This window comes from Carboxydocella thermautotrophica (assembly GCA_003054495.1).
Taxonomy (GTDB): Bacteria; Bacillota.
Genome location: CP028514.1, coordinates 1953121 through 1977461, shown reverse-complemented (window position 1 = coordinate 1977461; position 24341 = coordinate 1953121). Strand labels below are relative to the sequence as shown.

At 51.3% G+C, this 24341-nt stretch carries 21 protein-coding genes; 16 read left to right on the top strand and 5 right to left on the bottom strand.

What is annotated here, in order from left to right; all coding sequences use genetic code 11:
• The first annotated feature begins 15 nt into the window (after positions 1–15).
• The 9 genes from CTH_RS09835 (at position 16) to alr (ending at position 10987) form a co-directional block, all read left to right on the top strand.
• Positions 16–1182 (top strand): acyl-CoA dehydrogenase family protein, encoded by a 1167-nt coding sequence (locus tag CTH_RS09835; protein ID WP_107753738.1) that lies wholly within the window; start codon positions 16–18, stop codon positions 1180–1182.
• Positions 1183–1276: 94 nt separating this feature from the next.
• Complete coding sequence (locus CTH_RS09830) at positions 1277–2992, top strand: aldehyde ferredoxin oxidoreductase C-terminal domain-containing protein (RefSeq protein ID WP_107754315.1); 1716 nt, start codon at positions 1277–1279, stop codon at positions 2990–2992.
• Positions 2993–3159: 167 nt separating this feature from the next.
• Positions 3160–4488, top strand: a complete 1329-nt coding sequence (locus CTH_RS09825; RefSeq protein WP_078664518.1) for a histidine kinase — start codon at positions 3160–3162, stop codon at positions 4486–4488.
• Complete coding sequence (locus CTH_RS09820; RefSeq protein WP_078664519.1) at positions 4460–5248, top strand: LytR/AlgR family response regulator transcription factor; 789 nt, start codon at positions 4460–4462, stop codon at positions 5246–5248. The genes CTH_RS09825 and CTH_RS09820 overlap by 29 nt, the downstream gene beginning before the upstream one ends.
• Positions 5249–5307: 59 nt before the next feature.
• A complete protein-coding gene (acpS, locus tag CTH_RS09815; protein ID WP_174183024.1) occupies positions 5308–5721 on the top strand; it encodes a holo-ACP synthase in 414 nt (137 codons plus the stop codon).
• A 91-nt stretch (positions 5722–5812) separates the two neighbouring features.
• Positions 5813–7501, top strand: a complete 1689-nt coding sequence (locus CTH_RS09810; RefSeq protein ID WP_107753736.1) for a transposase — start codon at positions 5813–5815, stop codon at positions 7499–7501.
• 311 nt (positions 7502–7812) lie between these two features.
• Complete coding sequence (locus CTH_RS09805; protein WP_078664521.1) at positions 7813–9378, top strand: NAD(P)H-hydrate dehydratase; 1566 nt, start codon at positions 7813–7815, stop codon at positions 9376–9378.
• The gene (locus CTH_RS09800; RefSeq protein ID WP_078664522.1) at positions 9375–9863 is read left to right on the top strand and encodes a CBS domain-containing protein; all 489 of its coding nucleotides are present in this window, start codon (positions 9375–9377) and stop codon (positions 9861–9863) included. The genes CTH_RS09805 and CTH_RS09800 overlap by 4 nt, the downstream gene beginning before the upstream one ends.
• The gene (gene alr / locus CTH_RS09795) at positions 9863–10987 is read left to right on the top strand and encodes an alanine racemase (RefSeq protein ID WP_078664523.1); all 1125 of its coding nucleotides are present in this window, start codon (positions 9863–9865) and stop codon (positions 10985–10987) included. Before CTH_RS09800 ends, alr begins: the two co-directional genes overlap by 1 nt.
• Here alr and CTH_RS09790 read toward each other — a convergent pair.
• From CTH_RS09790 to acs, 3 genes are all read right to left on the bottom strand, one after another.
• Complete coding sequence (locus CTH_RS09790) at positions 10984–11658, bottom strand: LrgB family protein (protein ID WP_078664524.1); 675 nt, start codon at positions 11656–11658, stop codon at positions 10984–10986. The genes alr and CTH_RS09790 overlap by 4 nt on opposite strands.
• Positions 11655–12026, bottom strand: a complete 372-nt coding sequence (locus CTH_RS09785) for a CidA/LrgA family protein (protein WP_318262672.1) — start codon at positions 12024–12026, stop codon at positions 11655–11657. Before CTH_RS09785 ends, CTH_RS09790 begins: the two co-directional genes overlap by 4 nt.
• 117 nt (positions 12027–12143) lie before the next feature.
• Positions 12144–14045, bottom strand: a complete 1902-nt coding sequence (gene acs, locus CTH_RS09780) for an acetate--CoA ligase (RefSeq protein WP_318262671.1) — start codon at positions 14043–14045, stop codon at positions 12144–12146.
• Between the two features lie 197 nt (positions 14046–14242).
• Between acs and CTH_RS09775 the strand changes: the two genes are divergently transcribed.
• Positions 14243–14434, top strand: coding sequence for a ferritin family protein (locus CTH_RS09775; protein WP_159071917.1), 192 nt, complete (start codon positions 14243–14245; stop codon positions 14432–14434).
• Here the strand turns inward: CTH_RS09775 and CTH_RS09770 are convergent.
• A complete protein-coding gene (locus CTH_RS09770) occupies positions 14431–15690 on the bottom strand; it encodes a hypothetical protein (RefSeq protein WP_107753734.1) in 1260 nt (419 codons plus the stop codon). The two genes, CTH_RS09775 and CTH_RS09770, sit on opposite strands and share 4 nt — an antisense overlap.
• Positions 15691–15787: 97 nt before the next feature.
• On the opposite strand from CTH_RS09770, the gene CTH_RS09765 reads away from it, so the two are divergent.
• Genes CTH_RS09765 through CTH_RS09755 form a run of 3 tightly spaced genes read left to right on the top strand, consistent with a single transcriptional unit; the run spans position 15788 to position 19428 of the window.
• Positions 15788–16198, top strand: coding sequence for a CoA-binding protein (locus CTH_RS09765; protein ID WP_078664527.1), 411 nt, complete (start codon positions 15788–15790; stop codon positions 16196–16198).
• Positions 16199–16201: 3 nt separating this feature from the next.
• Positions 16202–17071, top strand: a complete 870-nt coding sequence (locus CTH_RS09760) for a damage-control phosphatase ARMT1 family protein (RefSeq protein WP_078664528.1) — start codon at positions 16202–16204, stop codon at positions 17069–17071.
• Between the two features lie 5 nt (positions 17072–17076).
• A complete protein-coding gene (locus tag CTH_RS09755; RefSeq protein ID WP_107753732.1) occupies positions 17077–19428 on the top strand; it encodes a polysaccharide deacetylase family protein in 2352 nt (783 codons plus the stop codon).
• A 7-nt stretch (positions 19429–19435) separates the two neighbouring features.
• Here CTH_RS09755 and CTH_RS09750 read toward each other — a convergent pair whose 3' ends face one another.
• Positions 19436–20293 (bottom strand): hypothetical protein, encoded by an 858-nt coding sequence (locus CTH_RS09750; protein ID WP_159073858.1) that lies wholly within the window; start codon positions 20291–20293, stop codon positions 19436–19438.
• A 297-nt stretch (positions 20294–20590) separates the two neighbouring features.
• On the opposite strand from CTH_RS09750, the gene CTH_RS09740 reads away from it, so the two are divergent.
• The 3 genes from CTH_RS09740 (at position 20591) to CTH_RS09730 (ending at position 24259) form a co-directional block, all read left to right on the top strand.
• Positions 20591–20821 (top strand): hypothetical protein, encoded by a 231-nt coding sequence (locus tag CTH_RS09740; RefSeq protein WP_107753726.1) that lies wholly within the window; start codon positions 20591–20593, stop codon positions 20819–20821.
• A 1168-nt stretch (positions 20822–21989) separates the two neighbouring features.
• Positions 21990–23234: an IS110 family RNA-guided transposase gene (locus CTH_RS09735; RefSeq protein WP_107753724.1), complete on the top strand. Its 1245-nt coding sequence runs from the start codon at positions 21990–21992 to the stop codon at positions 23232–23234.
• A gap of 380 nt (positions 23235–23614) precedes the next feature.
• Complete coding sequence (locus CTH_RS09730) at positions 23615–24259, top strand: tyrosine-type recombinase/integrase (RefSeq protein WP_107753722.1); 645 nt, start codon at positions 23615–23617, stop codon at positions 24257–24259.
• Positions 24260–24341: the final 82 nt, after the last annotated feature.

The window sequence follows — 24341 nt, the reverse complement described above, 5'->3', positions numbered from 1 at the left end:
ATGGAGGTAACAAGGATGAATTTCTATTTCACCGAGGAACAACAAATGCTGCGCCAGACGGTACGGCGCATCGCCGAGGAGAAAGTGGCTCCGCGGGCGGCAGAAATCGATGAAACCGGTCAGTACCCCTATGACATCTGGGAGGTATTCAAGGAAACGGGTTTGCTGGGGGTCAGCTTCCCGGAGGAATACGGCGGCTCAGGGATGGGAGCTACCGGGCTCTGTATTGCCATTGAAGAAGTGGCCAAATACTGTTGCAGCTCCGGCCTGATCCTGTTACTCACCTACTTACCCACATTGCCGATTCGCATTGCCGGGACACCGGAACAGAAGAAAAAATACCTTACACCGGTGGCAACAGGTGAAAAACGGGCTTCCTTCTGTCTGACCGAGCCTACTGCTGGCTCTGATGCAGCTAACATCAAGATGACCGCTGTCCGGGACGGGGACTATTATATCCTGAATGGCCGTAAGCAGTTTATTTCCGGGGCCTCCATGGCTGACTATGTTACTGTCTTCGCCAAAACCAAACCGGAAGCCAAACACCGCGGTATGTCGACTTTTATTGTCGATACCAGTACCCCTGGTTTTTCCATCGGACGGCATGAAAACAAAATGGGAGTAAGGGGTGTGCCTCTGTGTGAAGTGATCTTTGAAAATGTGCGGGTACCGGCAGAAAATCTGCTGGGTCAGGAAAATGAAGGCTTCAAGCTTGCCATGCAAACCCTCAATTCCATGCGGCCGGTGGTAGGAGCCCGGGGACTGGGGTTGGCTCAGGGGGCACTGGCCTATGCCCTGGAATATACCAAACAACGCCATGCCTTTGGCGGGCCCCTGGCGGATAAACAAGGGCTGCGCTGGATGATGGCTGACATGATTACCCAAATCGAAGCGGCCCGCCTGCTGGTTTATCAGGCAGCTTTCCTGATCGATCAAGGTAAGATTACCAGAGAATATGCCGGTTTGCTCTCCATGTCCAAGATTTATCCCACCGATATGGCCATGCGGGTGGCGATTGATTGTGCCCAGCTGCTGGGAGGCTACGGATATATGAAGGATTATCCCCTGGAGCGCTATATCCGGGATGCTAAACAATTGCAAATTGTAGAAGGAACCAGCCAGATTCAGAGAGAAATTATCTCCAGGTGGCTGCTGGAAAACGGAGTGAACCGGCCCTTCTAAAACTAAAGTGCCGGGAGGACAGATATGTCTAGAGAGTTTTGAGGAAGTGGAACCGGCGGCCAGGGCTGTGGCAGCACAAAAGGGGGTAATAGGAGTGGATAAACTGTTACGCATTGACCTGGGACGTCAGATGATCAAGGAAGAAAATCTGCCGGAAGCCTGGCAAAAATACGGGGGCAGGGCGTTGACCGCTGCTGTGTTGCGCGCAGAAGTAAATCCAAAGGTGGATCCCTTGTCTCCAGGCAATAAACTGGTGCTGGCAGCGGGCTTGCTGGCAGGCAGCGGGGTACCCTGTTCCGGGCGCTTGTCCATCGGGGCCAAAAGCCCTTTAACTGGCACCATAAAAGAGAGCAATGTAGGCGGAACAGCGGCCCAGCGCCTGGCCCGGCTGGGTTATCGCGGGATAATCATTGAAGGAAAGGCTGAGAATGGGCCAGCAGTGCTGTTGGTAAAAGGCGATGGAGCAGTTCTGGAACTGCGGCCCCAGCTGGCTGGGCTGGGGAATTACCAGACGGCGGCCCGGTTGCTGGCTGAATATGGGCCTGAAGCGGCGGTAATCAGCATTGGACCGGTGGGGGAACTGGCTTTGCCGGTGGCTTCTGTGGCGGTGACCAACCGGGAAGGATTGCCTTCCCGTCATGCCGGCCGCGGGGGCATGGGGGCAGTGATGGGCAGCAAGGGGCTGAAGGCCATTGTGCTGGTGGGCAAGGATGGCGTTTCCCGGCCCGCCGCTCAGCCGGAGCAATTTACTGCTGCCATGCGGGCCTGGTCGGAAGGGCTGATCAAGGGCAAAAAAGCCCTGACCCGGTTTGGTACTGCCATGCTGGTTAATGTCATCAATGGGATCGGCGGGTTACCCACCCGCAATTACCGACAGGGACGGTTTGAACTGGCGGAAAAACTGTCCGGAGAGGAACTGGAGGCCAGGGCTACCGCCCGGGGTGGCCGCACAGCTCATGCCTGTCACCGGGGCTGTGTTATCCGCTGTTCCAACATCTATCATGATGAACAGGGCCAGTATCTCACTTCCGCACTGGAATATGAAACCCTCTGTCTCCTGGGGTCCAACCTGGGGATTGGAGATATTGATGCCGTTGCCCGTTTTGACCGGCTCTGTGATGACCTGGGCATGGATACCATGGAAACAGGCGCTGCTCTGGGGGTAGCCATGGAAGGCGGTCTGCTTGCCTTCGGTGATACTGCCGGGGTGGAGGAATTGCTGAAAGAAGTGGGGGCCGGGACGGTGCGGGGCCGTCTGCTGGGACAGGGAGCGGCTACCGTTGGCAAGGTGCTGGGGGTAAAAAGGGTACCTGCAGTCAAGGGCCAGAGCCTCTCTGCCTATGATCCGCGGGCCCTCAAGGGAACAGGTGTAACCTATGCTACCTCGCCCATGGGAGCGGATCATACTGCCGGGAACTGTTTGCCAGGCCGGGGTGGTCTGGATACAAAGCAAGCTGCTGGCCAGGTGGACTTAAGCCGGCAGCTGCAGATAATCAGTGCTGCCTGTGATGCCCTGGGAGTATGTATTTTTGTTGGTCCCACGCCGGATAACGTGGGTCCCCTGGCCCAGCAACTCACCTACTTCAATGGCAACACCTGGCATGAGCGGGATTTGCTGGAGCTGGGCAAAGAGGTACTGGCCATGGAACTGGAATTCAACCGCCAGGCCGGCTTCGGACCGGAGGATGATGACCTGCCCGCCTTCTTCCGGGAAGAAGTTTTGCCGGAAACGGGTACAGTTTTTGATTTGCCTCAATCCCAGCTGGCAGAGGTGTTTAGTGATTTTTTTCGTCCCGGGGGCAGCGGATGAGAAAATAATGCAAGGTGGAAAGAAGTTGATTCCGGTAATCGGGGGGGTAATCCCCCTTTTTTTTGTGGGAAAAAGAAAAAAACTGTAGTATAATAAAAATTAAAAGGAAAAAAACCTTGTAAGTAGAATATACAGTTTAATATCCTGAAGCATATTGAGGTGAGGGCATGCGAGTTGGACAGGCAATTGCCATTGGATTAGGAATTACCCTGCTGGAAACCCTCTTCCTCCTGGCTGGATTTAACAGCAACCTCTGGTTAACCGGTGGTTTTCTGGCGATAATAAACGGAGTCGGAGCCTACATCGCTCTGGATTATGCCGCCAGGCGCAGGGTTGTGACAGTACGTCTGGATGACCAGCCGGTGGACCCTACCCTGCAAATCGCCAATGAAACCCTGCCGGTCTTGCGCCGGGGGCTGAATGAGGAAACGGCCCGCAAGACGGCGGAAATTATTCAGAAGATCTCTGATGTAGCCGCTGTGGCCATTACCGACCGGGAAAAGGTGCTGGCCTATGTGGGAGCCGGGTGTGAACGACATCAGCCGGGACGTTTGATTTTGACCCATGCCACCAAACAGGTGATTGCTACAGGTGAACTAAAAATCGTAGAGAACAAGGAGAATTTGCGCTGCCCGGTCAAGGATTGTGACTGTCCCCTGGAAGCAGCGGTTATCGCCCCTTTGAAATGCCAGGGGAAAGTGGTGGGATGTGTCAAGCTCTACCAGACCAAACAGGGCAAAATTCCGCCCCATGTCATCAAACTGGCAGTGGGGATTGCCCAGCTTCTGGCGGTACAGATGGAACTGGCGGAGCTGGACAGGCAGGCCCAGCTGGTGACCAGTGCCGAGCTTCAGGCACTGCATGCCCAGATTAACCCCCATTTTCTTTTTAATACTCTTAATACTATCATTATGTTCAGCCGTACCAATCCCGAAACAGCCCGGCGCCTATTAATCCGCCTGGCCGCTTTTTTCCGCCATGCCTTGAAAAAACATCAAATGTTCAATACTTTAGAAGAAGAGCTGGAATATGTCAATACCTATCTGGTTCTGGAGAAAGCGCGTTTCAGGGAAAAGTTAAAAATCCTGCGGGATATTGACCCCGAGTTATTGCAGTATCAGGTGCCGGTGTTGACCATCCAGCCGCTGGTGGAAAATGCCATCAAGCATGGCATTACACCCAAAATGGGCAAAGGAGCAGTGCAGATTTCTGCCCGCAAGGTGGATGGTGAGCTGGAAATCGTGATCCGGGATGATGGAGTGGGCATACCCAGGGAAAAACTGCCCCTGGTTCTGACCCCTGGTTATGGCTCTGGCAACGGGGTAGGTTTGTCCAATGTCCATGAACGCCTGAAAGGCCTGTTTGGGGAAGACCACGGCCTGAAGATAGTCAGCGAAGAGGGCAAAGGCACTACTGTTACGGTACGGGTACCCTTACTGAAAGAGAAACATGTGGGAGGGGAAAGGCATGAAGTTGAAGGCTTTAATCGTAGATGATGAATATCCGGCCCGGAAAGAGCTGCGTTTTCTCTTGCAGCAGTTTGATAATGTCGAGGTGGTAGGGGAGGCAACCAATGCTCAGGAGGCTATGACTCTGATTAAGGCCCTGGATTACTCCATTTTGTTCCTGGATATTGAAATGCCTGGCATGAACGGCCTGGAGCTGGGGGCCCGGATTCGGGAATTGCCCAAACCCCCCAAAATCATTTTTGTTACTGCCTATGATGAATACGCAGTTAAGGCTTTTGATGTCGAGGCCATTGATTATCTGCTCAAACCCATTGATGAAAAGCGGCTGGCCCGGGCTATTGCCAAAGTGGAAAAAGCCATCTTGCAACAACAGCAAAAAGCAGATGAAGCCGGAGCGGAAGAAAGGGGTGCTGATGATGGACCAGCTTTAGGTCCGGTGCCCGGCAATATCAAAATTGACCGCATTCCGGCGGAAAAACAGGGTAAAACGGTGCTGGTCAATGAAGCGGATATCATTTATGCTTTTACAGAACAGGACTATGTTTATATTAAAACCTTTTCGGACAGACTTTTTACCAGATACACCCTGAAGGAACTGGAAAAACGCCTCAATCCCCAGGTCTTTTTCCGCACTCATCGTTGTTATATTGTCAATTTGCATAAAGTCAGGGAAATTGTGCCATTCTTCAATGGCACCTATACCTTGATCGTAGAAGACCAGGAAAAAAGCGAGGTTCCCGTCAGCCGGGCCAATGCCAAAAAACTGAAGAAAATTCTCGGCATGTAGGTTTGAACAGCTTACCCCCAGCAGATGCGCTGGGGGTCGGCTTTTGCGGAGGTGGGAAAGTGATTGTCGGCATCGGTACCGATATCATTGCCATAGAGCGCATCAGGCGGGCAGAAGAAAAAAGCGGTGGCCGCTTTAGCCAGCGGGTGCTGACGGCCGCTGAAAAAAGGATTTATGAAGGACGGCGGGATAGGATGGCTGTACTGGCAGCTCGTTTTGCTGCCAAAGAGGCGGTGGCCAAGGCGCTGGGGACAGGCCTGGGAGTGGTCTCCTGGCAGGATATCGAGATAGGGCGTAGCGAAACAGGCCGTCCGGTGGTGAGACTGACCGGGGAGGCGGAGCAGCAGGCCCGCCGCCTGGGCATAGGGGAGATTCAGCTTTCCCTATCCCACTGTCAGGAGTATGCGGTGGCTTTTGCTCTGGCTCTAAGGAAACCAGGAGGATTGCAACAGTTTCTAAAAACTATACTGTAATTGACTGTACTTAACTGTACTTTTTCAGCCAGGCTGTATGGTGCAAGGGGCGGCAGAAAAATCCGGCAAGGCTTTCGGGAGCTGATAAGAGATGCCGAAGAAACAGAAAAAGGACAAATTTAGCATGACGATATGCGGGGAGTTCTTTCCGGAGGTCTATCCGGCCTTCCGGTCGGGAAAGTTCAGCCGAGGCGAAGAAGATCCCCTTAAAACGGAGATGCGTCTTTTCTGTGCCTGTCAGCGTTGGGCCTTCAACCGTCTACAAGAGGGTGCATCCCGAGATAAGACCAAGAAGCTGGGGCAGGAACTCTTCGGGCTTAACTCCCGGTATGCAGATGATGCCAGGCTAAAGGCGCAGGCCGTGCTAGACTCCCAAAAAAAGCTGCTGGAGCTGGAGATTGAAGAGACCAAAAACAAGCTGCACCGGGCGAGGAAGAAGCTCGGCACAGTCATGAAGAAGCTGGCGAAGGCAGAGGGAAAAGGCGATGCCACGGAAATTGTTGGAAAACTCCGCCTGGTAGTCAAAGGGCGGAACAACCGGGTAGCGTCTTTGGAGAAAAAGCTGGCTGAGCTTGATGCCCACCGGCAGAACGGCACGATACCAAAGGTAGTCTTTGGCGGCAGAAAACTCTGGGAAAGGATCTGCAAGGGGCGGGCCAAGCGGGAGGAGTGGCGGAACGCCCGCAGGAACCGACTTTATTCCCGTGGGGATGAAACCAAAGGTGGTAACCCGAATATAAAGGTAACTTATCGGGAGGGGGAGTTCTACCTGGCGGTGACCATCTCCCACCTCTCGGAGAAGGTAGGCGAGGACGCCCTTGGCCGCCCGAAGATGAGCCGTGCTCCCAGAGTAGAAGGAAATTTGTGGCTTCCGGAGAAGCACCGGGACCTTGTACGAATATGGCTTGCTATGAAGCTGCCTTACACAGTAGAGCTAATCCGCACTTCGGAGGGGCGCTATATAGTGCATCTGACCTTTGAACTTGGCGGGGGGCAGAAGCCCAGCTTTACCAAAGGTTGTTTGGCACTGGACACCAACCCCGACGGAGTGGCCTTATGCAATGTTGGACATTCAGGGCAGCCGGAACCATGGCCGGAAAACTTTACTATACCACACCCCGGTAACCTGGGAAAGTATAAAGGAGAATTTCAGGTTATTACTCACCCGAACGGCTTTCTCCACATCAGGATACCCGACCTGGCTTATGCTTCCGGCTTCCGGCGGGATTACCTGATAGGCGTTTTAGCCAAAGTAGTGGTAGATATAGCTTTCTTTTTAGGCAAACCCATTGTTTTAGAAAACCTGGACTTCGGCAAGGACAGACTGGATACCAGTAAAAAGTTTAACCGCATGGCTGCAAACTTTCCCTTTGCGAAGATGGTGGAAGCGGTGTGCAGAAGGGCTGTCAAGGAAAGGATACCCTTCGAGCTTGTACCTGCCCGGCACACGTCCACCATAGGTTACTGGAAGTACATGGAGCGTTATGCCGTCCCGGTACACTGTGCTGCAGCACTGGTTATTGGCCGCCGGGCGATGGGCTTTAGGGAACGGGTAACGAAAGAGCTTCAGCAACTGGTAACCCAAATCAAGCAAGACCTAACCTGTAAAGTCAATCCTAATATACCGAGGGAAGGAAAAGGGATGACCCGCAGGGTCAGGGCCTGCTTGAGGTGGCTGGATGGTAAGCTCCTATTGCACAACGGGTTTGCCCGACAGCAGCAGGAGGCATATTACTCCGTCTGGCACGACCTCAAAAAACTTGCCCTGTCCTTACGGTAACCCCGTTTAGCCGGTAGCGGGAAAACCGGTAGGCGTTCTAACAGGACGGTCCGGACGGCGGTGAGTTTGCCGCCTCTACTCCAGTTCACTTCGACCTGCGGGTGCCGAAAGACATTCCGAAGGCGAGCCTGGGGTACAGGAGAGGATAACCTCTTCGTTCGGGCTCCGGGTGGGACTCCCGGGCCGAGGTCCCCTGTCGCCCTGCCCCTCGGAGGGCAAATCAAATGTCCGGAAAGGAGGCGAAGACCTGGTCTGGGGGCCGGTTTGACTGGAGATAAAAACAGTCAAGTTTTTTGAACCAGGTGTTTGAAATGCTGGTTTTGAAACCGGAGGAGATGAGACAGCTGGATCAGCTGGCGATAAAGAAGCTGGGCATTCCTGGAGCAGTGTTGATGGAAAATGCCGGAGTCCAGGTGGTACAGGCTGTGGAAAAATTGCTGGGGGAATTACGGGGCAAAAGGGCTACCATTCTGGTGGGCAAAGGCAATAATGGTGGGGATGGACTGGTAGTGGCCCGCCATCTGCTCAACCGGGGTATGGAGGTCAAAACATTGCTTCTGGCAGCTCCTGAGGAAATCCGGGGCGATGCCCGCCTCAACCTGGAGATATTACATAACCTGGGTTACAAAGTCCATTATGCCGGGCAGCCGTCCAGTCTCAATACCGTCAAGGTTGCCCTGCTCTATACCGATATCATTATTGATGCCATTTACGGTACCGGTTTTCAGGGCTCGGTGCCGGAATATGTAGGTCAGGTTATTAATCTGGTCAATGACAGCGGGAAGCCGATTGTGGCGGTGGATATTCCTTCCGGGGTAGAAGGAGCCAGTGGGCATGTTCACGGTCCGGCGATCAAGGCTACTGCTACCGTCACCATGGCCTATCCGAAAGTAGGGCTGGTGGTAGAACCGGGAGCCAGTTTCTGCGGTCAGCTGCTGGTGGCGGATATCTCCATACCAACGGTACTGGAAAAGGAAGTGATCGCCCGGCGGCAGTTGCTGCAGGGTGAACTGGTAGCCAGCTGGCTACCCCGGCGGGCTGCGGAAGGCCATAAGGGTACCTATGGTAAGGTGGTAGTAGTGGCGGGGAGCCGCAACATGTCGGGAGCTGCGGTGCTGGCCACTCTGGGCGCCTTGCACGGAGGAGCAGGCCTGGTAGAGGTAATTGTCCCCCGTTCCCTGCAGGACCGGGTGGCAGTGGCTGTACCGGCAGCCCTGACCCGCGGGGCAGAGGAAACCCCGAGCGGGACCCTGGCGGAAGCGGCGCTGGAGGAAATCACCGCTGGCCTGGCGGGAGCCCAGGCGGTGGTAATCGGGCCAGGACTGGGACAGGAGGAAGAGACCGGCCGCTTGTTTCGCCAGGTACTGGAGCGGATTGGTTGTCCGACTGTGATCGATGCGGATGGGTTGAACTACCTGGCGGCAGCAGGGGAAAAACTGCAATTGCCTCCAGGCACTATTCTTACTCCCCATCCTGGCGAAATGGCTCGTCTCACTGGCCTAACCACTGCTGAAGTACAAAAGGACCGGCTGGCAGCGGTGGAACGGGCCTGGCGCAACTGGCAGGCGGTAATAGTGCTGAAAGGCGCCCGTACCTTGATTGCGGCCGGGGAAAACTGCTATTATTTCAATCCCACCGGCAACCCCGGTATGGCTACAGGGGGCAGCGGGGATGTTCTGGCCGGTTTGATTGGGGCTTTGCTGGCTCAGGGGCTGTCGCCGGAACAGGCAGCAGCAGCAGGGGCCTGGCTGCATGGCCGGGCCGGAGATCTGGCCCGCGAAGAAATGGGAGAGCTGGCGTTGACAGCACTGGATGTGGTAAATTATTTACGGAAAGTATCCCGGGAAATTTGGCAGTTGGGAGGTAGTAAGCTATGATGGCCAGGGAAATAATGACCAGGGATGTTATTACTGTGCATCTGGAAGATTCAGTGGAAAAGGTGGCCCGCTTGCTGGCGGAAAAAGGCATCAGCGGAGTTCCGGTGGTAAATGATGAAAATAAACTGGTGGGGATAGTGACTGAAGGGGATTTTATCGTCCGCAGCAAGAAATTGCGGGTACCTACCTATTTTCAGCTGCTGGGCGGGGTCATCTATTTTGAAAGCCCGCACCGGCTGGAGGAAGAATTGCGGAAAATGACTGCTACCAGGGTCAAGGATATTATGACCGAGGATGTAATCAGCATTGTAGAAGAAACACCCATTGAGGAAATTGCCACTATTATGGTGGAGAAAAAAATCAACCGCCTGCCGGTGGTGCGCAATCACAAGGTAGTGGGAATTGTTTCCCGCTCGGATCTGGTAAAAGCGATGGTGGGAATGAAAAAACCCCACCACCATGGGGAAGAGAGGCAGGGAGAATAATGCATTGCCGGCCGGTTTGGGCGGAAATAGATTTGGGAGCGATAGGACATAATGTGCGGGAACTCAGGCGGGTAACCCAGCCCCGGGCCAGGTTGATGGCAATTGTCAAGGCCAATGCCTACGGGCATGGGGCGGTGGAAGTGGCACGGGTAGCCCTGGCTAACGGAGCAGAACGCCTGGGGGTGGCCCTTTTACAGGAAGCCATTGAATTGAGACGGGCCGCCTTCGGGGTGCCCATCCTGATTCTGGGCTATACGCCTCCTGATGGGGCTCTGGATGTGGTTAAATATAACCTGACTCAGACTGTTTTTGATTACCAGGGAGCAGAAGCCCTCTCCTGGGCAGCAGTACAGCTGCGCAAAACCGCCAAAATTCATCTTAAACTGGATACCGGCATGGGCAGGCTGGGGTTTGTCACTACCAACCCCCGTTCCCTGGAAGAAATTTTGCGGATAGCCCGCTTACCAGGGCTGGAAATCGAGGGGATATATACCCATTTCGCCTCCAGTGATAGCAAGGATAAAACTTCGGCTCTAAGGCAGCTGGAGCTCTTCCGCAACTTTGTGGACCAGCTGGAAAAGCTGGGACTGGAAATTCCTCTTAAACACACTGCTAATAGCGGGGCTATTCTGGATATGCCCTCTGCCCATCTGGATCTGGTACGGGCCGGGATTGCCCTCTATGGCCTGTACCCTTCCGATGAAGTGAAAAAGGAAAAAGTGGCCCTGCGTCCGGCGATGACCTTGAAGGCGCGCATCGCCTATGTTAAGGAAGTGGGGCCTGGCAGCGGGATCAGTTATGGCTCAACCTATGTCACCAGTGGCTGGGAAAGGATTGCTACCATCCCGCTGGGTTATGCTGACGGCTATAACCGCCGGCTTTCCAACCGGGCCGAAGTGCTGATCAAAGGCCAGCGCTGCCCGGTGGTAGGGCGGGTTTGTATGGATCAGTTTATGGTGCGGGTCTCCCATCTGGAGCAGGTAACAGCCGGGGAGGAAGTGGTCCTTTTTGGCCGGCAGGGCCAGGCTGAATTGCCGGTGGATGAACTGGCCAGCATGCTGGATACTATCAATTACGAGCTGGTTTGTGCAGTTAGCAGCAGGGTGCCCCGCATCTATGTCTAAAACCAGGCCACAATCCAGGGAGCCAGGAAGGAGGTTAGGATGGCTGCCACTGCCATGGCTACTCCGGCCAGGGCACCCTGGGTTTCGCCTTCCTGCAGGGCAATGGCTGTGCCCTGACCATGGGAAGTGGTACCCAGAGCCAGACCCCGGGCAGCGGCATCATTTATTCCAGTTTTATTCATCAACCAGGGGCCAATGGCAGCGCCGATCATGCCGGTAGCCACCACAAAGGCTACGGCCAGAGCTGGATCACCTCCGATAATCCTGGCAATTTCCAGTGCGATAGGTGCTGTTACTGATTTGGGGGCCAGGGAGAGCAAAATGGTGCGCTGCAGCTGAAAGAAAAGGCCCACTCCCAGCACTGTAAACATGGAACTGACAGCTCCAGCGGCTATGGCTGTCAGGTAGCCGACCAGATTGGTTTTAAGTAGACGGCTATTGCGATAAAGAGGGACGGCCAGGGCTACTGTTGCGGGACCAAGCAGAAAGGTCATGATGTCCCTGGCCTGTTTATAATCATCAAAAGTGAGATTAAAACTGCTTAAAACGAGAATTATGATGGTGGTGGAAACAATCACTGGATTAAGCAGAGAAATCCCGGTGCGCAAAAACAGCTTGCGGCTGAACCAGTAACATAAAATGGTGAGAATGATGGAAAAAAAAGTAATCACTGGCCTTCAACCTCCTTCCGGCCCAGACGCTGGGCAGTATAACCTGTTACCAGGATGGTAACAGCGGCACTAATTAGCAGGGCCAGAAAAAGCTGCAGGCCTGCCTGCCGGAACAGATGCCCCCAGGCCATCAGGCCAACGGAGATGGGAATAAAGAAAAAAGCCAGGTGTTTAAGTAAAAGGTTTGCTCCTGCTTCAATCCAGGCCAGGGGGATAAGGCCACTGACCAGAGCGAAAAACAGCAGCAACATGCCCAGCACGTTTCCCGGGATGGGCACATGGGTTAAGGAGGCCAGATAGTTTCCCAGTTGATAAATGCCATATAACAACAGCCACTGGCTCAGGATCTTCAACCATTTCTGCAACATCCATTCCACCTCCTGGTAAGACTTAACCCTTATTTTACTGAAAAATTCATTTCATTTCAATTATAAATTAATCCCCTGGTCTTCTCTACGGAAGAGCCAGGGGATAATTTCCATGCTTTATTCTTCCAGGGTAGTCAGGTCACCGGGATCCTGACCTAGCTCCTGAGCTTTCAGTAAACGGCGCATGATTTTGCCAGAACGGGTTTTGGGCAATTTGGGGACAAAATCCAGTTCAGAGATAATTACTATGGGGCCCAGTTCATTGCGGACGTGGTTGACCAGCTCTTTTTTCAGTTCCTCTGTCCCCTCATAACCCAGTTTCAGGATGACGAAAGCTTTCAGTACTTCTCCTTTAACCGGATCGGGCTTGCCGATAGCGGCTGCTTCGGCTACTGCGGGATGGCTGACCAGAGCGCTTTCCACTTCCGCAGTACCGATGCGATGGCCGGCAATGTTCAGCACATCATCAGCCCGGCCCAGTACGGTGAAATACCCTTCTTCATCTTTCACTGCCACATCCCCGGTCAGATAATAGCCGGGAATAGTGGTCCAGGTTTTGCTGTAACGTTCATCATCACCGAAAACAGTGCGCAGCATGTGGGGGAAGGGGTTTTTCAGGACCAGCAAGCCGCCTTTGTTAGGAGGCTGGGGATTACCGGCTGAATCCACTACATCGGCCACCACTCCCGGCAGGGGGACTCCCACTTTCCCTGGTTTGGCAGCCATGGCTGGCAGAGTGCCCAGAGTGGGTCCGCCCAGCTCTGTTTGCCACCAGTTATCCACGATGTACCCGCCCTGGCTGGAAAGCAATACTTCATAGGCCCAGCGCCAGGCCTCGGGGTTCAGAGGCTCGCCAGCACAGGTAATCAGGCGCAGGGAAGTCATGTTGTATTCTTTGGGATAGGTATCCCCGTATTTCATCAACAGGCGTATGGCAGTGGGGGCGGTAAAGATAACGGAGACCCTATATTTTTCTACTATTTCCCAGGGAGTGGCGGGACTGGGATAATCCAGGGCCCCTTCCCGGAAAACGGTGGTAATGCCCGCTACCAGGGGCGCATAGACAATATAGGAATGGCCTACAATCCAGCCAATATCGGAAGTACACCAGAAAATATCATCATCCTTGAGGTCCATGAAAGTCCGGGCATGATAGTAAGTGCCCACCATGTAGCCGCCGTGGACATGCAATACTCCTTTGGGTTTACCGGTAGTGCCTGAGGTGTAGAGAATGAAGAGGGGATCTTCTGCTTCCATAACTTCGGCGGGACAATCGGGTTTGTGGTTGAAGAGGGTGAGGAAATCCACTTCATTGTCTTTCAGGGGCACTTTTTCGGTTTTACGCTGCCAGAATATCACTTTTTCAACACAGCTAACCCCTTCCAGAGCTTGATCGACTATGCTTTTGAGATCCACTTCCTTGCCGCGGCGATAACCGATATCGGCAGTGATCACCAGTTTGGCCTGCGAGTCGTTAATCCGTTCCCGCAGGGCACCGAAGCCGAGACCGGCATAAACCACACTGTGGATAGCTCCCAGCCTGGCACAGGCCAGCATGGAGATTACCCCTTCTAAGGTCAGGGGCATGTAGATAATGACCCGGTCGCCTTTTTGCAAGCCCAGGGCTTTCAGGCCATTGGCAAAACGGCAGACCCGGTCATAGAGCTGGGCATAGGTTAGAGTCTGTTCACTGCCATCTTCACCCAGGAAAATAAAGGCGGCCTTGTTTTTCCGCCAGGTATTGAGGTGCCGGTCCAGGGCATTATAGGTAATATTGCATTTCCCCTCGCTAAACCAGCGATGTTTGGGATATTCCCATTCCAGGACTTTTTCCCAGGGCGAAAACCATTCCAGCTCAGCTGCTACTTTGCCCCAGAATTCCTCCGGCTGGCTGACGGAATAAGGATAGATTTCTTCGTAATTGGGCAGGGCAGCATTTTCTTTAATTCTGGCCGGGGGCTCATATTTTGTTTCTACCTGCAACAGGTTATCCAGCTTAAGATCTTCCAAACTGTCCACCTCCAGTGATAAAAATCTTTCTTACCACTATTTTTGACTAAAAATATAAAAAAGTGAATAAATATGCATTAAATCAGCAAAAAAGGGAGGGGAACAGTCGCTGGCGCGGGGTAAAAAAATTACCAGCCATTTACCTTTAATTGAGCTGCCATTCAATATATAATAAAGAAAGACTATGAATGGGGGAGGAAAGAACCATGGATTTGCTCACAGCATTAGAAGAAGCATTACAGGAGGAAATAGAAGCCCAAAAAAAATACCGGGAAGCAGCTGCCCAGGCAGCCGATCCCGAAACCCGCTTGCTCTTTGAACAATTGGTTCGTGAGGAGGAACAGCACGAAAAACGCATTCGTGAAAGAATAAAAGCGGTCAAGCTTTTAGGCTATTAATAAATGGCAGATAAAAAGAGCATAAGGCCAAATAGGGCAACCAGGAGAGCCAGGGAAATTCTGAGCTTACTTCTGGCTGCTGAGTGGCCCTGGAATTTTTCCGCGGAAAAATGGGTAACTGCTACAGCAGCACTGGCAAAACCCACAACTACCGCTAGCTTGAGCAGGGCCGGAATGTGATGAAAGGTGGTTTCTGGAGTCAGGGTTTTCCAGATGGACAGGCTATAATAGATAACCACTATAAACTCAATGAATGCGGCCGCTACTTGCAGGGAGAGGCCTTCCTTCTGGAGCAGCACTGTTTCATTGGCATGAATCAGTTCTACCTGGGTTTGGACTACATCAATGGCGGCTTTGGCGTTCTGGAGTGAAAGCTGTAATTGCTGGGAAGTATTATGGAAATCTTTGAGCTGGTTACTGAACTCAGGCAATACATCTGTTAACAGTGCTTTAGGACCGGCGCTTTCTTTGGTTAAACGCAGGAGAATTTTGCTCTGCCGGTTGATATCCAGCTGTAAAGTGGCTTCAATATTCTTGAGTACCAGGGCATTACTGCCCAGGGTGCCATAGAGCTGGGCCAGTTCCTGCAGGGTTTCTTCCCAGAAGAGGCTTTTTTCTTTTTCCGATTGCTGTTCCAGCTGTTTCTGTTTATGCAGAATGCTGGCCAGGCGGCGGTCGATTTCCCGCTTGTCTTGAGTGATCATTTTTCTCTGGTCTTTAAACAAGCGCAGCTCCTGGTTCAGGCAAAAAAAGCCCAGATCCAGCAGGGGTAAGTCCCTCAGGGCCAAAGGCTCCAGGGAGCGATCTGCTACAGGGAGCAGGTGATAATAATGGTGCTGCCTATTTGCATAGTTATGCCGCAAGAGGCCATATTTGGTGACTGTAGTGGCAGTCTCCTGCAAAAGCGGCCGGGGCAAATCCAGTTCCTCTGCCGGAGCGACGACCAGGGTAGTCTGGCCCAGAAGATAATCAGCATCTTCGGGTGAAGTCACCACTTCGGGCAGAAGCTGGGCTGGTGAGCCTTCCAGCCATTGTACGACAATCGTTATGGTTTCAAATTCGAACAGAAGTGCCCTGCCGGCGGGAATGACTATTTCTTTTAACAGATTAAGTTCATTTTCATTGACCAGATCGGCCCAGGCAGGAGGAGATTCTGTACCTAGCTGGCGGTTACTCAATTGTTGCCAGAGGTTGACGATCTCTGCTTCGTCCCGGGAAAACAGATACTGATAATGAATAATACCGTTTCTTGCCATCTTTTGCCTCCTTTCCCCTGGCATAAAGTATATCATTTGCCACCCGGGGAAGCAAAGGGGTATAATAGATTTAAGTATATTCAGAGGAGGCGGGTGTATGTATACTGACCAGGAACTTAAGGCAATTCTGGATGAGATGCGGACAATTGCCATCGTGGGCATTTCCGACAAAGAAGACCGGCCCAGTTACCGGGTGGCAAAGTACCTGCAGGACCAGGGGTACAGGATCATTCCCGTCAATCCCCGTTTGCAGGAGGTGCTAGGGGAAAAAGCCTATCCTGACCTGAAGAGCATTCCTGAACCTGTAGATGTGGTGGATGTTTTCCGCAAACCGGAAGAAGTGGTGCCAGTAGCCCGGGAAGCAGTGGAAATCGGGGCGAAAGTTCTCTGGTTACAACTGGGGATTCAAAATGAGGAAGCGGAAAAACTGGCTGCTGCAGCAGGACTTAAGACCGTAGCAGATCGTTGCCTGAAAATAGAACATGCACGTTTAATGGAGAGGGGTTAATCGATGCAAGTTAGCTTGGAGTGTGTACCCTGTTATTTGCGCCAGGTATTGAATGCCATGCAACACGGTGAGATACCCGCTGAAGAACAGGGTAAAATACTGGACCAGATTCTCCTTGAGATTCCGCAGCTGGACAAGACTGCCACTCCGGCTTTAAACTCTTCCCTGTTATTGCACCGTTTGCAGGAAATGGCCGGGGTCGGGGATCTTTTCCAGGAGGCCAAGGAAAAATCCAATGAGCAGGCCCTGGCCTTATTACCCCTGCTGCGGGAAATGGTCAGTGAGGCGGATTGGCCGCTGGAACTGGCAGTTAAGCTGGCTGTAGCCGGTAATATAGTGGATCTGGGGATATTGCAGGATTATGACCTGGAGGCCAGCATTCGACAAGTTTTACATGAACCTTTTACCATTTACCATCTCCCGGCACTGGCCCAGGATCTGCGCACAGCCCGGAAGGTGCTGATTATCGGGGATAACAGCGGGGAAATCATTTTTGATTCTCTGCTGGTGGAACAATTGCTTGCTTTGGACCTGGAGGTAACTTACAGTGTCAAAGCCGGGCCCATTCTCAATGATGCTACCCGTGAGGATGCGGAAGCTGCTGGCTTGCCCCGGTTGTGCCGGGTGATCGATACCGGAAATAATTTTCTCGGCGTAGTTCCCGAACGTTCAGGACAGGAGTTTTTACAGGCCATGGCTGAAGCTGATGTGGTTATTTCCAAAGGCCAGGCCAATTATGAGTCTCTGGAGGGTACGGAACTGGCTGGTGAAAAAACGTATTTTTTGCTCAAGGCCAAATGCCCACTGGTAGCAGCTCATCTAGGGGTTGAACTGGGCGACCTGGTACTGAAAAAGAATGACTTGAGGCGGTAAAACTCATGAAGAAAAAAGGCCTGTACTTTATTGGAATTATTATCCTGTTAGCTGGCGCATTCTATTATTTTTGGCCGCGACCGGGGGTACAGCCTCAGTTTCAGCAACAACCGGTAACAAGACTGGGCGAAGAAGGCCGGGTTGCAGTGCTGGAATATCATGATTTTAATTCGCCCGGAGGGTTTAGTATCTCCGGCGAGCAATTTCGCCGTCAGCTCCAGGCACTGCGCCAGGCAGGCTATACTCTGGTCACCCCTGAAGAATTTCGGGACTGGTTACAGGGAAAAAAGGAGATAAAGGATAAGAGCATTCTCCTCACTATTGATGATGGTTATGCCAGTGTTGCCGAGATTGTTCCCATTCTGCGGGAATTCAAAGCGCGGGCCCTGGTCTTTCTGGTTACTTCCCGTACAGGCAAACCGAAATTGACTGACGCTCAGCTGCAGGAGTTTGCTGACGTTCTACGGCCGGAAAGTCATACCCATAATCTGCACTATCAAGGGGAGATCAGACCGGGGAAAACAGGACCAGCCCTGACCTCCCGTCTCTGGCTGGCTACTGAAGGTCGCCAGGAGAACAGGGATGAGTATAAATTGCGCCTGAGAACCGACCTGGAAACAAGTCTGGCTACTTTACTACCAGTTAATAAACGGCCGGAATTTTTCGCCTATCCCTATGGGGTAAGCAACAGTGATGTAATTCAGTTATTGAAGGAACATGGAATCAAATTTGCCTTTGGTACCAAGCCTGGCCTGGTCACTCGCAAGAGCGATCCCTGGTACTTGCCCCGTTTTGAGGTAGGCATGCCGTCCTTTACCCCGGAACGGCTGCTGGCCATGCTGGAAGTGGAGTTTGGCAAGAGGGAAGCCTTCAGTGGCTGGCAACTGGCTGGCATTGATAACTTCCAGCCCAGGATTTTCTGGCTGGAGGAAGGCCAGGTACGGGAAGCCCTGCAAATTACCGGGCCGGGCTGGAAATTCCAAAAAATAACCAGGGACCAGCTGGGACCATTTCGACGCTGGCAGTTGAGCTGGGAAAAAGAGAATGGGGAAAAACTGGCCATCGACCTTTACTCTGTTCCAGGCGGGGGCATGTACCTGCTGGAGTGGACCCCTGCTAATCAGGATAGTAAGTTAGTCTACCACTGGCAACGGGTAGGGGAAAAGGGGCCCTGGCAGGTGCGGACCATATCCTATCGGCCCTCTCAGTATGGCCCTTACAGTCAACTGGCTTCAATGGTTACTACCAGCTCCTGGCCTGCTCCAGACGACAAATGGCTGGTCCAACCCAACCGCGGCTATTTCTGGCCGGGGCAGAAAGGGGAAGTCTATCTCAGTCGCGGTGACAGCTGGGAGGTTCTGCAGGAAGATACCCGCAGGGAACTGGACCCAGGGGCCAAAGTACAATTGCATAGCAACCAGTATGGTACTGCTCTCTGGTATTCCGTTACCGGGCTAAAACCCGGCCAGGCTTACAGCCAGTGGGGTGCCGTTGCCAGTGAGCAGTTGCTTAACTGGGAGAATCAGATTAGCATTGCCGATGTGCGTCGGGCTGATGGTGACCGTTATCGTAAAGTTTTACGCGATGGGATCTATAACCAAACCCCGGGTGGATATGAGCCCGGGGGGGAGCGGGTCTTCTGGCGTATCCCCGCCCAGCATGTGGGCATGATGGCATTAGACCATGATGAGGTATTTTTCCGAAACCTGGTTGCCCTCAGCCTGTTTAATGCCGTTGAGCGCCAGAATCAGGCCGGGATCTGGCCGACAGAACATCTTGTTAAAAATTTGAAAGAAAAATATGGTCTGGACCAGCCTTTCTTTGATACGCGCTTTAATACCGATACCGGTATGTTTTTATTAAAGGTGTATCGTCAATACCAGATTCAGGCTGCCCGCCAGAAGGCGGAGCAGTACGGTAAATATCTCTGGCTCTATGTGGAAAATAACCATTTTACCACTCAAAACAAAGGCTATCTGGTTTATGATTACCAGAATCTAACGGCTAGCAAAGTAATTACCCATACCAGTCTCAATCATCAGCTAGCCGAGATCAACTTTTTCTTGGAACTGTATTTGTTAACTGGTGAGGAGGCCTGGTTGACTCAGGCAGAGAAAATGCTACAGGGCATCAGGGATATTGGTACAGCCTGGATTAAACCAGATGGAGATTTGCATTATGCCTACTTGCCCGATGGCAGTTTGGGCATGCAGGATTATCCGCTGGTAACCCTGAAGGATTTGTTGTATACCCAGGAGCTGCTGTTGAAAATCAAAGGGAGTCGAGATCCCTTGCTGGACCAGCTGATAAGCAGCAAACAGGCGTATTTACAAAAACAAAAACTAGGACCGCAATAGCGCGGCCCTAGTTTTTTGTTTCTTCAGCATATTGCAAAATCCGGTTGAGGATTTCTTCCCGGCGCTGATTGATGGCGGTGAAATCCATGGCGGGAATGTAGTAGGTTTCCATGCGGTCGTGTTCGGCTTTGGCTTCTTTAATATATTTAACCGCCCGGTAGAAAGAGGTCCAGAAACGGCCTTTAACACTGTCGATTTCAGTAGTATAGAGAGATAAACGCTGACGATTGAGATAATCATTTAGATTATAAATTGTAGCTGTTGCCGGCAGCTGCAGGTCTGAGGGGATATTGCCATTGATAACTGCCACTTTCAAGGCGGGGATGATGATCCCATCCAGTTTGGTCGGGTCAAAGGAGCAATGATAGGCCTGGCAGTCCAGTCCTAGCAACTGGGCCCTGGTCAGGAGCCGTTCGATCAGGGTGGATTTGCCGGTGCCTGGATCTCCTTGCAGGACAAAGATTTTATCAACACCAATCAACAAGGTATCCCAGCTGTTTACCGGGCCGAGGGGTGTGATGGCTGAGGCAAAAAGGCGACGGATTTTGGCGGGACGGATAAACTGGGGTTTAATATCAGCAAAGATTTCCTCTTCTAGTTTGAGGGTAAGGCGGTTAACCTGAGGAAAATTCTGGCTTTCCTGCAGATAGGATTCCCATTCATCCAGAACAATCTTGGCTTCCGCCAGAGCCTGATAGGCGATGACAAAGAGGCGGCCCACCCGGGCATTGCTTTCCATGATGGCAGTCTTATTGGCCCGCAGCATATCTTCCTGCCAGTGGTCACCGAGATGGATGATTTCGTCTACTGCTCCGGGGTTTTTGGGATCAACCCCATGCAGTATCGTGTCTACCGTAGAAACCATTGCCCGCAGTGGCAGTTTCGAGAATGGCTACGTTTTCGGGTATAGTGTCGGGAATTTTGGCTTTGAAATATAGGCAGTGGGGTTGTTGTATCTTGGAAGCGACAGATGGTTTTCCAAAGGCAGGGGTAACCTCATGCTGAGTTAGTGGCATGATGACTTTGACTAGGTTTCTTATCAGCATATTGAGATGTTTCTATTGTTTACACGGTTTGGGCGGCGTCGGCACTCGCGCCGCTAGTGTGACTAGCCGGCTTTTCTGTCATTAGCCTGATACTTACCTTGTGGAGGAAAACAAAAATGACTCAACACAAATTCACGAATTGGGTTGAAGTCGATGTCCGGACCGGTAAACTTTTACCTAACCATCGCCAGCTAATAGGTAAAACTTATTTTGACAGGGATGGCGGCATTATAGAGGTCGTTGATATTTGCTGCCTTTTTCCTTCAACTCACGTCGTTGTTGAGAAAAAGGCGACTGGTAAACGCTGGAGTGTTGCTGCTGAAAGCATAATGGAATTAGTTGATTAACACCTTTTCGTGCCGCTATTAGCTTGGGGCGGCGTAATTTTGTTCCAAGATATTCTTTTATTTTGAGGTTACCCCTCGCCCCCGCTGCAACCATTCTCGAGCGGCGTGAAGTTGTTCTCGGATTATCCTTGTAATCGCGCCGCTCAAAAGAGCGTCGATGACGCAGGGGGGAAGGTTTCGTAAGGCCGTGGTTGCTTCTATCACGCCGCTACCTGGCAATTTCAAAAGCTTGCTTTGTTTCCATATCGCCATGTTTATTTGCTGACATATCACCTTGGGGACACCGTATTTCGACGTTGCCCTGTTAGCATTATGTTATGGATCTATATCACCCTTGTGGATTGGCCATACGGTGCCATGCTGGTAATGGTGGGAAAACTCATAGGATAAGTCCGAAGGCTTAGAACTTCCGTAACATCTTATCTAACCATTTCACAGCCTCCGGCGTGGCACGGTGGGGATACGTCATAATGAACAGAAGCATCAAAACCGGATGCTGCTTCAGGATTGTAGGCAGGCTATTGTACTGACAGTCAAATGCTTCTTTCCGAAGATCCTCCCAATGTTTGGTTAGCGGTGGATATTCACTCACGTTGGTACCGTACTCGGATCGCCACAGGTAATGCTGCTAGGGCTCTACCGGCTCGAATTCCAGGAATGCTAGCCGGGTTGTCGGGCCATATGCCCCGCAAATGCTGCTTCCAGTTCCGCTTGGCTACCAAGTGCAGGAGTCCTTTGGCCATGTAAGAGACACCGGATGGCTCGGTTGAATCCTTGCCCTCCTCGTATCATATATTTAGAGATTTAACCTGAACGGTAATATTAACCGTTCATTTTTTGTACCAAATTTGTTCTTTAAAAACTGGAAATTAGACTTCCATTTTGCTGCTGTTCCAGGCACAATGTAATCGTGAGATTGCTTTCTGGGTAGGTATTCGTCCTCCTTGAGGCTTGACCTTTTGAAAAGAGTGACCCCCAGCTCATGGTCTGCACTTTTTACGCGTAGGTTGCACAGACCTATTGTTTCCCCGCCCGTGTGCAGCAGAACGGACGGAAGCAGGTTCTTTAGGTTTAGTGCTCATTCCCGGCGAGGTTGCTGACCGGCCATGATGCCTGGGTCCCAGCAGCAATTTTCATTATACTTTCTTTATGAAAGCGAGGTGATACTGTGAGAAACCTTTTTGTCGGCATTGATGTCAGTATGAAAGATTTTAAGGTTCAATTTATGGACCACCTGGGAGAAACAATCACTAAACGCCAGCGTTTCTCAAATGATAATCCGGGCATGGAATCTCTGGTTCAACTTATCCTCGAAATTTGCCAGGCTAATGATATAGGCTGTGTTATGGTCGGGTTGGAAGCAACTTCAGTGTATAGCTGGCATCTACAAATGGGGTTAACCTCTGACACACGGCTAACTCCTTATAACTGTCAGGTATATTCCTTTAATCCTAAAGTAGTAGCTAATTTTAAAAAGGCTTATCCTGACCTTCCCAAGAATGACTGGACAGATGCCTGGGTAATTGCTGACCGGCTTCGTTTTGGCCGTCTCCCGGAAAATAGCCAGGTCGATTTTCGTTATCTCCCTTTACAGCGGTTAACCAGGTTCCGTTATCATCTGATGCAGACTATTAGCAGGGAGAAAAACTATTTTCTCACTAATCTTTTTCTCAAGTTTAATACCCTGCAACAAAATGAGGTCTTCAGTAACCTGTTTGGCGCAACTTCAGAGGCAATTTTAACCGAGTTCCTTTCTCCTGAAGAAATTGCGGCTCGACCGCTTGAGGATTTAATTGATTTTCTGATGGAGAAAGGTAACAAGCACTTTTCAGATCCCAAAGCTACTGCTGAAGCGCTTAAAAAGGCTGCTCGTAATGCTCACAGGTTAAGGGGAGATCTTCTGGAACCAGTTAACTTGATCCTGGCTACAAGCCTTGAAACCATTAGATGCCTGGAAAAGCAGGTTAAAACCATTGATAAAGCCATTGCCAGGGAATTGGCTAACTTTAAGCACACGCTTGATTCTGTCCCAGGTCTTGGTCCTGTAATGTGTGCAGGTTTAATTGCTGAAATCGGTAATATTCACCGTTTTAATAACGATTCAGCATTGGCGAAATTCGCCGGTTTAACCTGGCGTAGCCATCAATCAGGTGAATTTGAAGCAGATGAAACGCCGCTAACCAGGACGGGTAATGCTTATTTGCGCTATTACTTTGTACAAGCGGCCAATCTGGTTCGGCAACATGAGCCTGAATATCTGGATTTCTATGCCCGAAAGTACCGGGAAAGCAAAACCCATCATCATCGCCGCGCCTTGGTTCTCACAGCACGCAAGTTAGTGCGTATGGTTGATGCTCTGCTGCGCAGCAACCAACTTTACATGCCCCAGGGACAAAGGAGGGATTCAAACTAAGGACAACCCAAAATCTGTTTTACATTTTTGTAACTTGTTTCCAAATATATTAGGAAACAGGGTGGTTTTTTGTTGCCTTTTTTAAAAAACTAAACTAGAAAATATTGACCTTATGGTCTTGACATATTACCGTAGGTCTCGCATCAAATTCAGCGGTTTTATTATTTCACATTCTCCATATTATGGCACCACACCTGCTTCGGATGTGCCGCAAGTTTGAAATCGTATTTGGGGTTCCAAATGTCCATTTCTATGACTACTTAGAATATGTATTCTAGGACTGAAGTTATAAGAAAATCTTGCCAATATGTCCTAGAAGACATATAATATGAGAAGGAAATGAATGTCCTAGAACACTGCGAACCGCTAGGGGATTACATATGGACTACTTGATGGAATATGAACAGTGGTTAAAAGCGGAAGGCAAAGGAGAAAAAACAATTATTGCCTACCTTTATGCCGTTCGTTCTTTGGCTCAATGGTACGAAGAACGGACGGGGGATGACTTCAATCCGGAAGAAGTTACGGCACTTGACCTGCAGGATTGGAGAAGTTATTTGGAGACAGTCAAAGGGTATTCTCCAGCAACCATCAACAAGCAGATTGCGGCGATAAAAACCTATTGGGCATTTCTTACCGACCAAGAGCTTACTGAGGTGAATCCGACAAGGAAATTAAAGATGAAGCGGTCGTCCGTGGTTAATCTCGCCCCCCGGTGGCTTTCACGTCAGGAGCAGGCTAAACTCCTGCATGAGATAGAAAAAGAAAGGCGTGATTGGAAGAAGAAAAGGGATTTGGCTATTGCACAGACAATGCTCCAGGGTGGGCTACGCGTTTCTGAAGTCTCGGCGTTAAATGTAGAGGATGTAGATTTGAAGCATCGGACATTGGTTGTTGTAAACGGAAAAGGTGGTAAGTACAGGATTGTGCCTATGAACCGGGACTTGTCTAGTGCTATAAGCAACTGGTTAAGTATTAGGGGGAATACAAGAGAAAAAGCTTTATTCTTGTCTGAACGGGGATGACGCCTAACTGAGCGGGGTATACAGTACCAGATGCGCAACTACTTGGACAACCTCGGTCTAATCGATGTAACGGTTCACTTGC

What these genes read in the sequence shown, in the direction of transcription:
- CTH_RS09765 (WP_078664527.1), top strand. Translation starts at nt 15,788, where the DNA reads ATGTATACTGACCAGGAACTTAAGGCAATTCTGGATGAGATGCGGACA.
- CTH_RS09755 (WP_107753732.1), top strand. Translation starts at nt 17,077, where the DNA reads ATGAAGAAAAAAGGCCTGTACTTTATTGGAATTATTATCCTGTTAGCT.
- CTH_RS09730 (WP_107753722.1), top strand. Translation starts at nt 23,615, where the DNA reads ATGGACTACTTGATGGAATATGAACAGTGGTTAAAAGCGGAAGGCAAA.
- CTH_RS09785 (WP_318262672.1), bottom strand. Translation starts at nt 12,026, where the DNA reads ATGTTGCAGAAATGGTTGAAGATCCTGAGCCAGTGGCTGTTGTTATAT.
- CTH_RS09825 (WP_078664518.1), top strand. Translation starts at nt 3,160, where the DNA reads ATGCGAGTTGGACAGGCAATTGCCATTGGATTAGGAATTACCCTGCTG.
- CTH_RS09835 (WP_107753738.1), top strand. Translation starts at nt 16, where the DNA reads ATGAATTTCTATTTCACCGAGGAACAACAAATGCTGCGCCAGACGGTA.
- CTH_RS09775 (WP_159071917.1), top strand. Translation starts at nt 14,243, where the DNA reads ATGGATTTGCTCACAGCATTAGAAGAAGCATTACAGGAGGAAATAGAA.
- CTH_RS09800 (WP_078664522.1), top strand. Translation starts at nt 9,375, where the DNA reads ATGATGGCCAGGGAAATAATGACCAGGGATGTTATTACTGTGCATCTG.
- CTH_RS09820 (WP_078664519.1), top strand. Translation starts at nt 4,460, where the DNA reads ATGAAGTTGAAGGCTTTAATCGTAGATGATGAATATCCGGCCCGGAAA.
- alr (WP_078664523.1), top strand. Translation starts at nt 9,863, where the DNA reads ATGCATTGCCGGCCGGTTTGGGCGGAAATAGATTTGGGAGCGATAGGA.
- CTH_RS09770 (WP_107753734.1), bottom strand. Translation starts at nt 15,690, where the DNA reads ATGGCAAGAAACGGTATTATTCATTATCAGTATCTGTTTTCCCGGGAC.
- CTH_RS09805 (WP_078664521.1), top strand. Translation starts at nt 7,813, where the DNA reads ATGCTGGTTTTGAAACCGGAGGAGATGAGACAGCTGGATCAGCTGGCG.
- CTH_RS09810 (WP_107753736.1), top strand. Translation starts at nt 5,813, where the DNA reads ATGCCGAAGAAACAGAAAAAGGACAAATTTAGCATGACGATATGCGGG.
- CTH_RS09760 (WP_078664528.1), top strand. Translation starts at nt 16,202, where the DNA reads ATGCAAGTTAGCTTGGAGTGTGTACCCTGTTATTTGCGCCAGGTATTG.
- CTH_RS09750 (WP_159073858.1), bottom strand. Translation starts at nt 20,293, where the DNA reads ATGGTTTCTACGGTAGACACGATACTGCATGGGGTTGATCCCAAAAAC.
- CTH_RS09740 (WP_107753726.1), top strand. Translation starts at nt 20,591, where the DNA reads ATGACTCAACACAAATTCACGAATTGGGTTGAAGTCGATGTCCGGACC.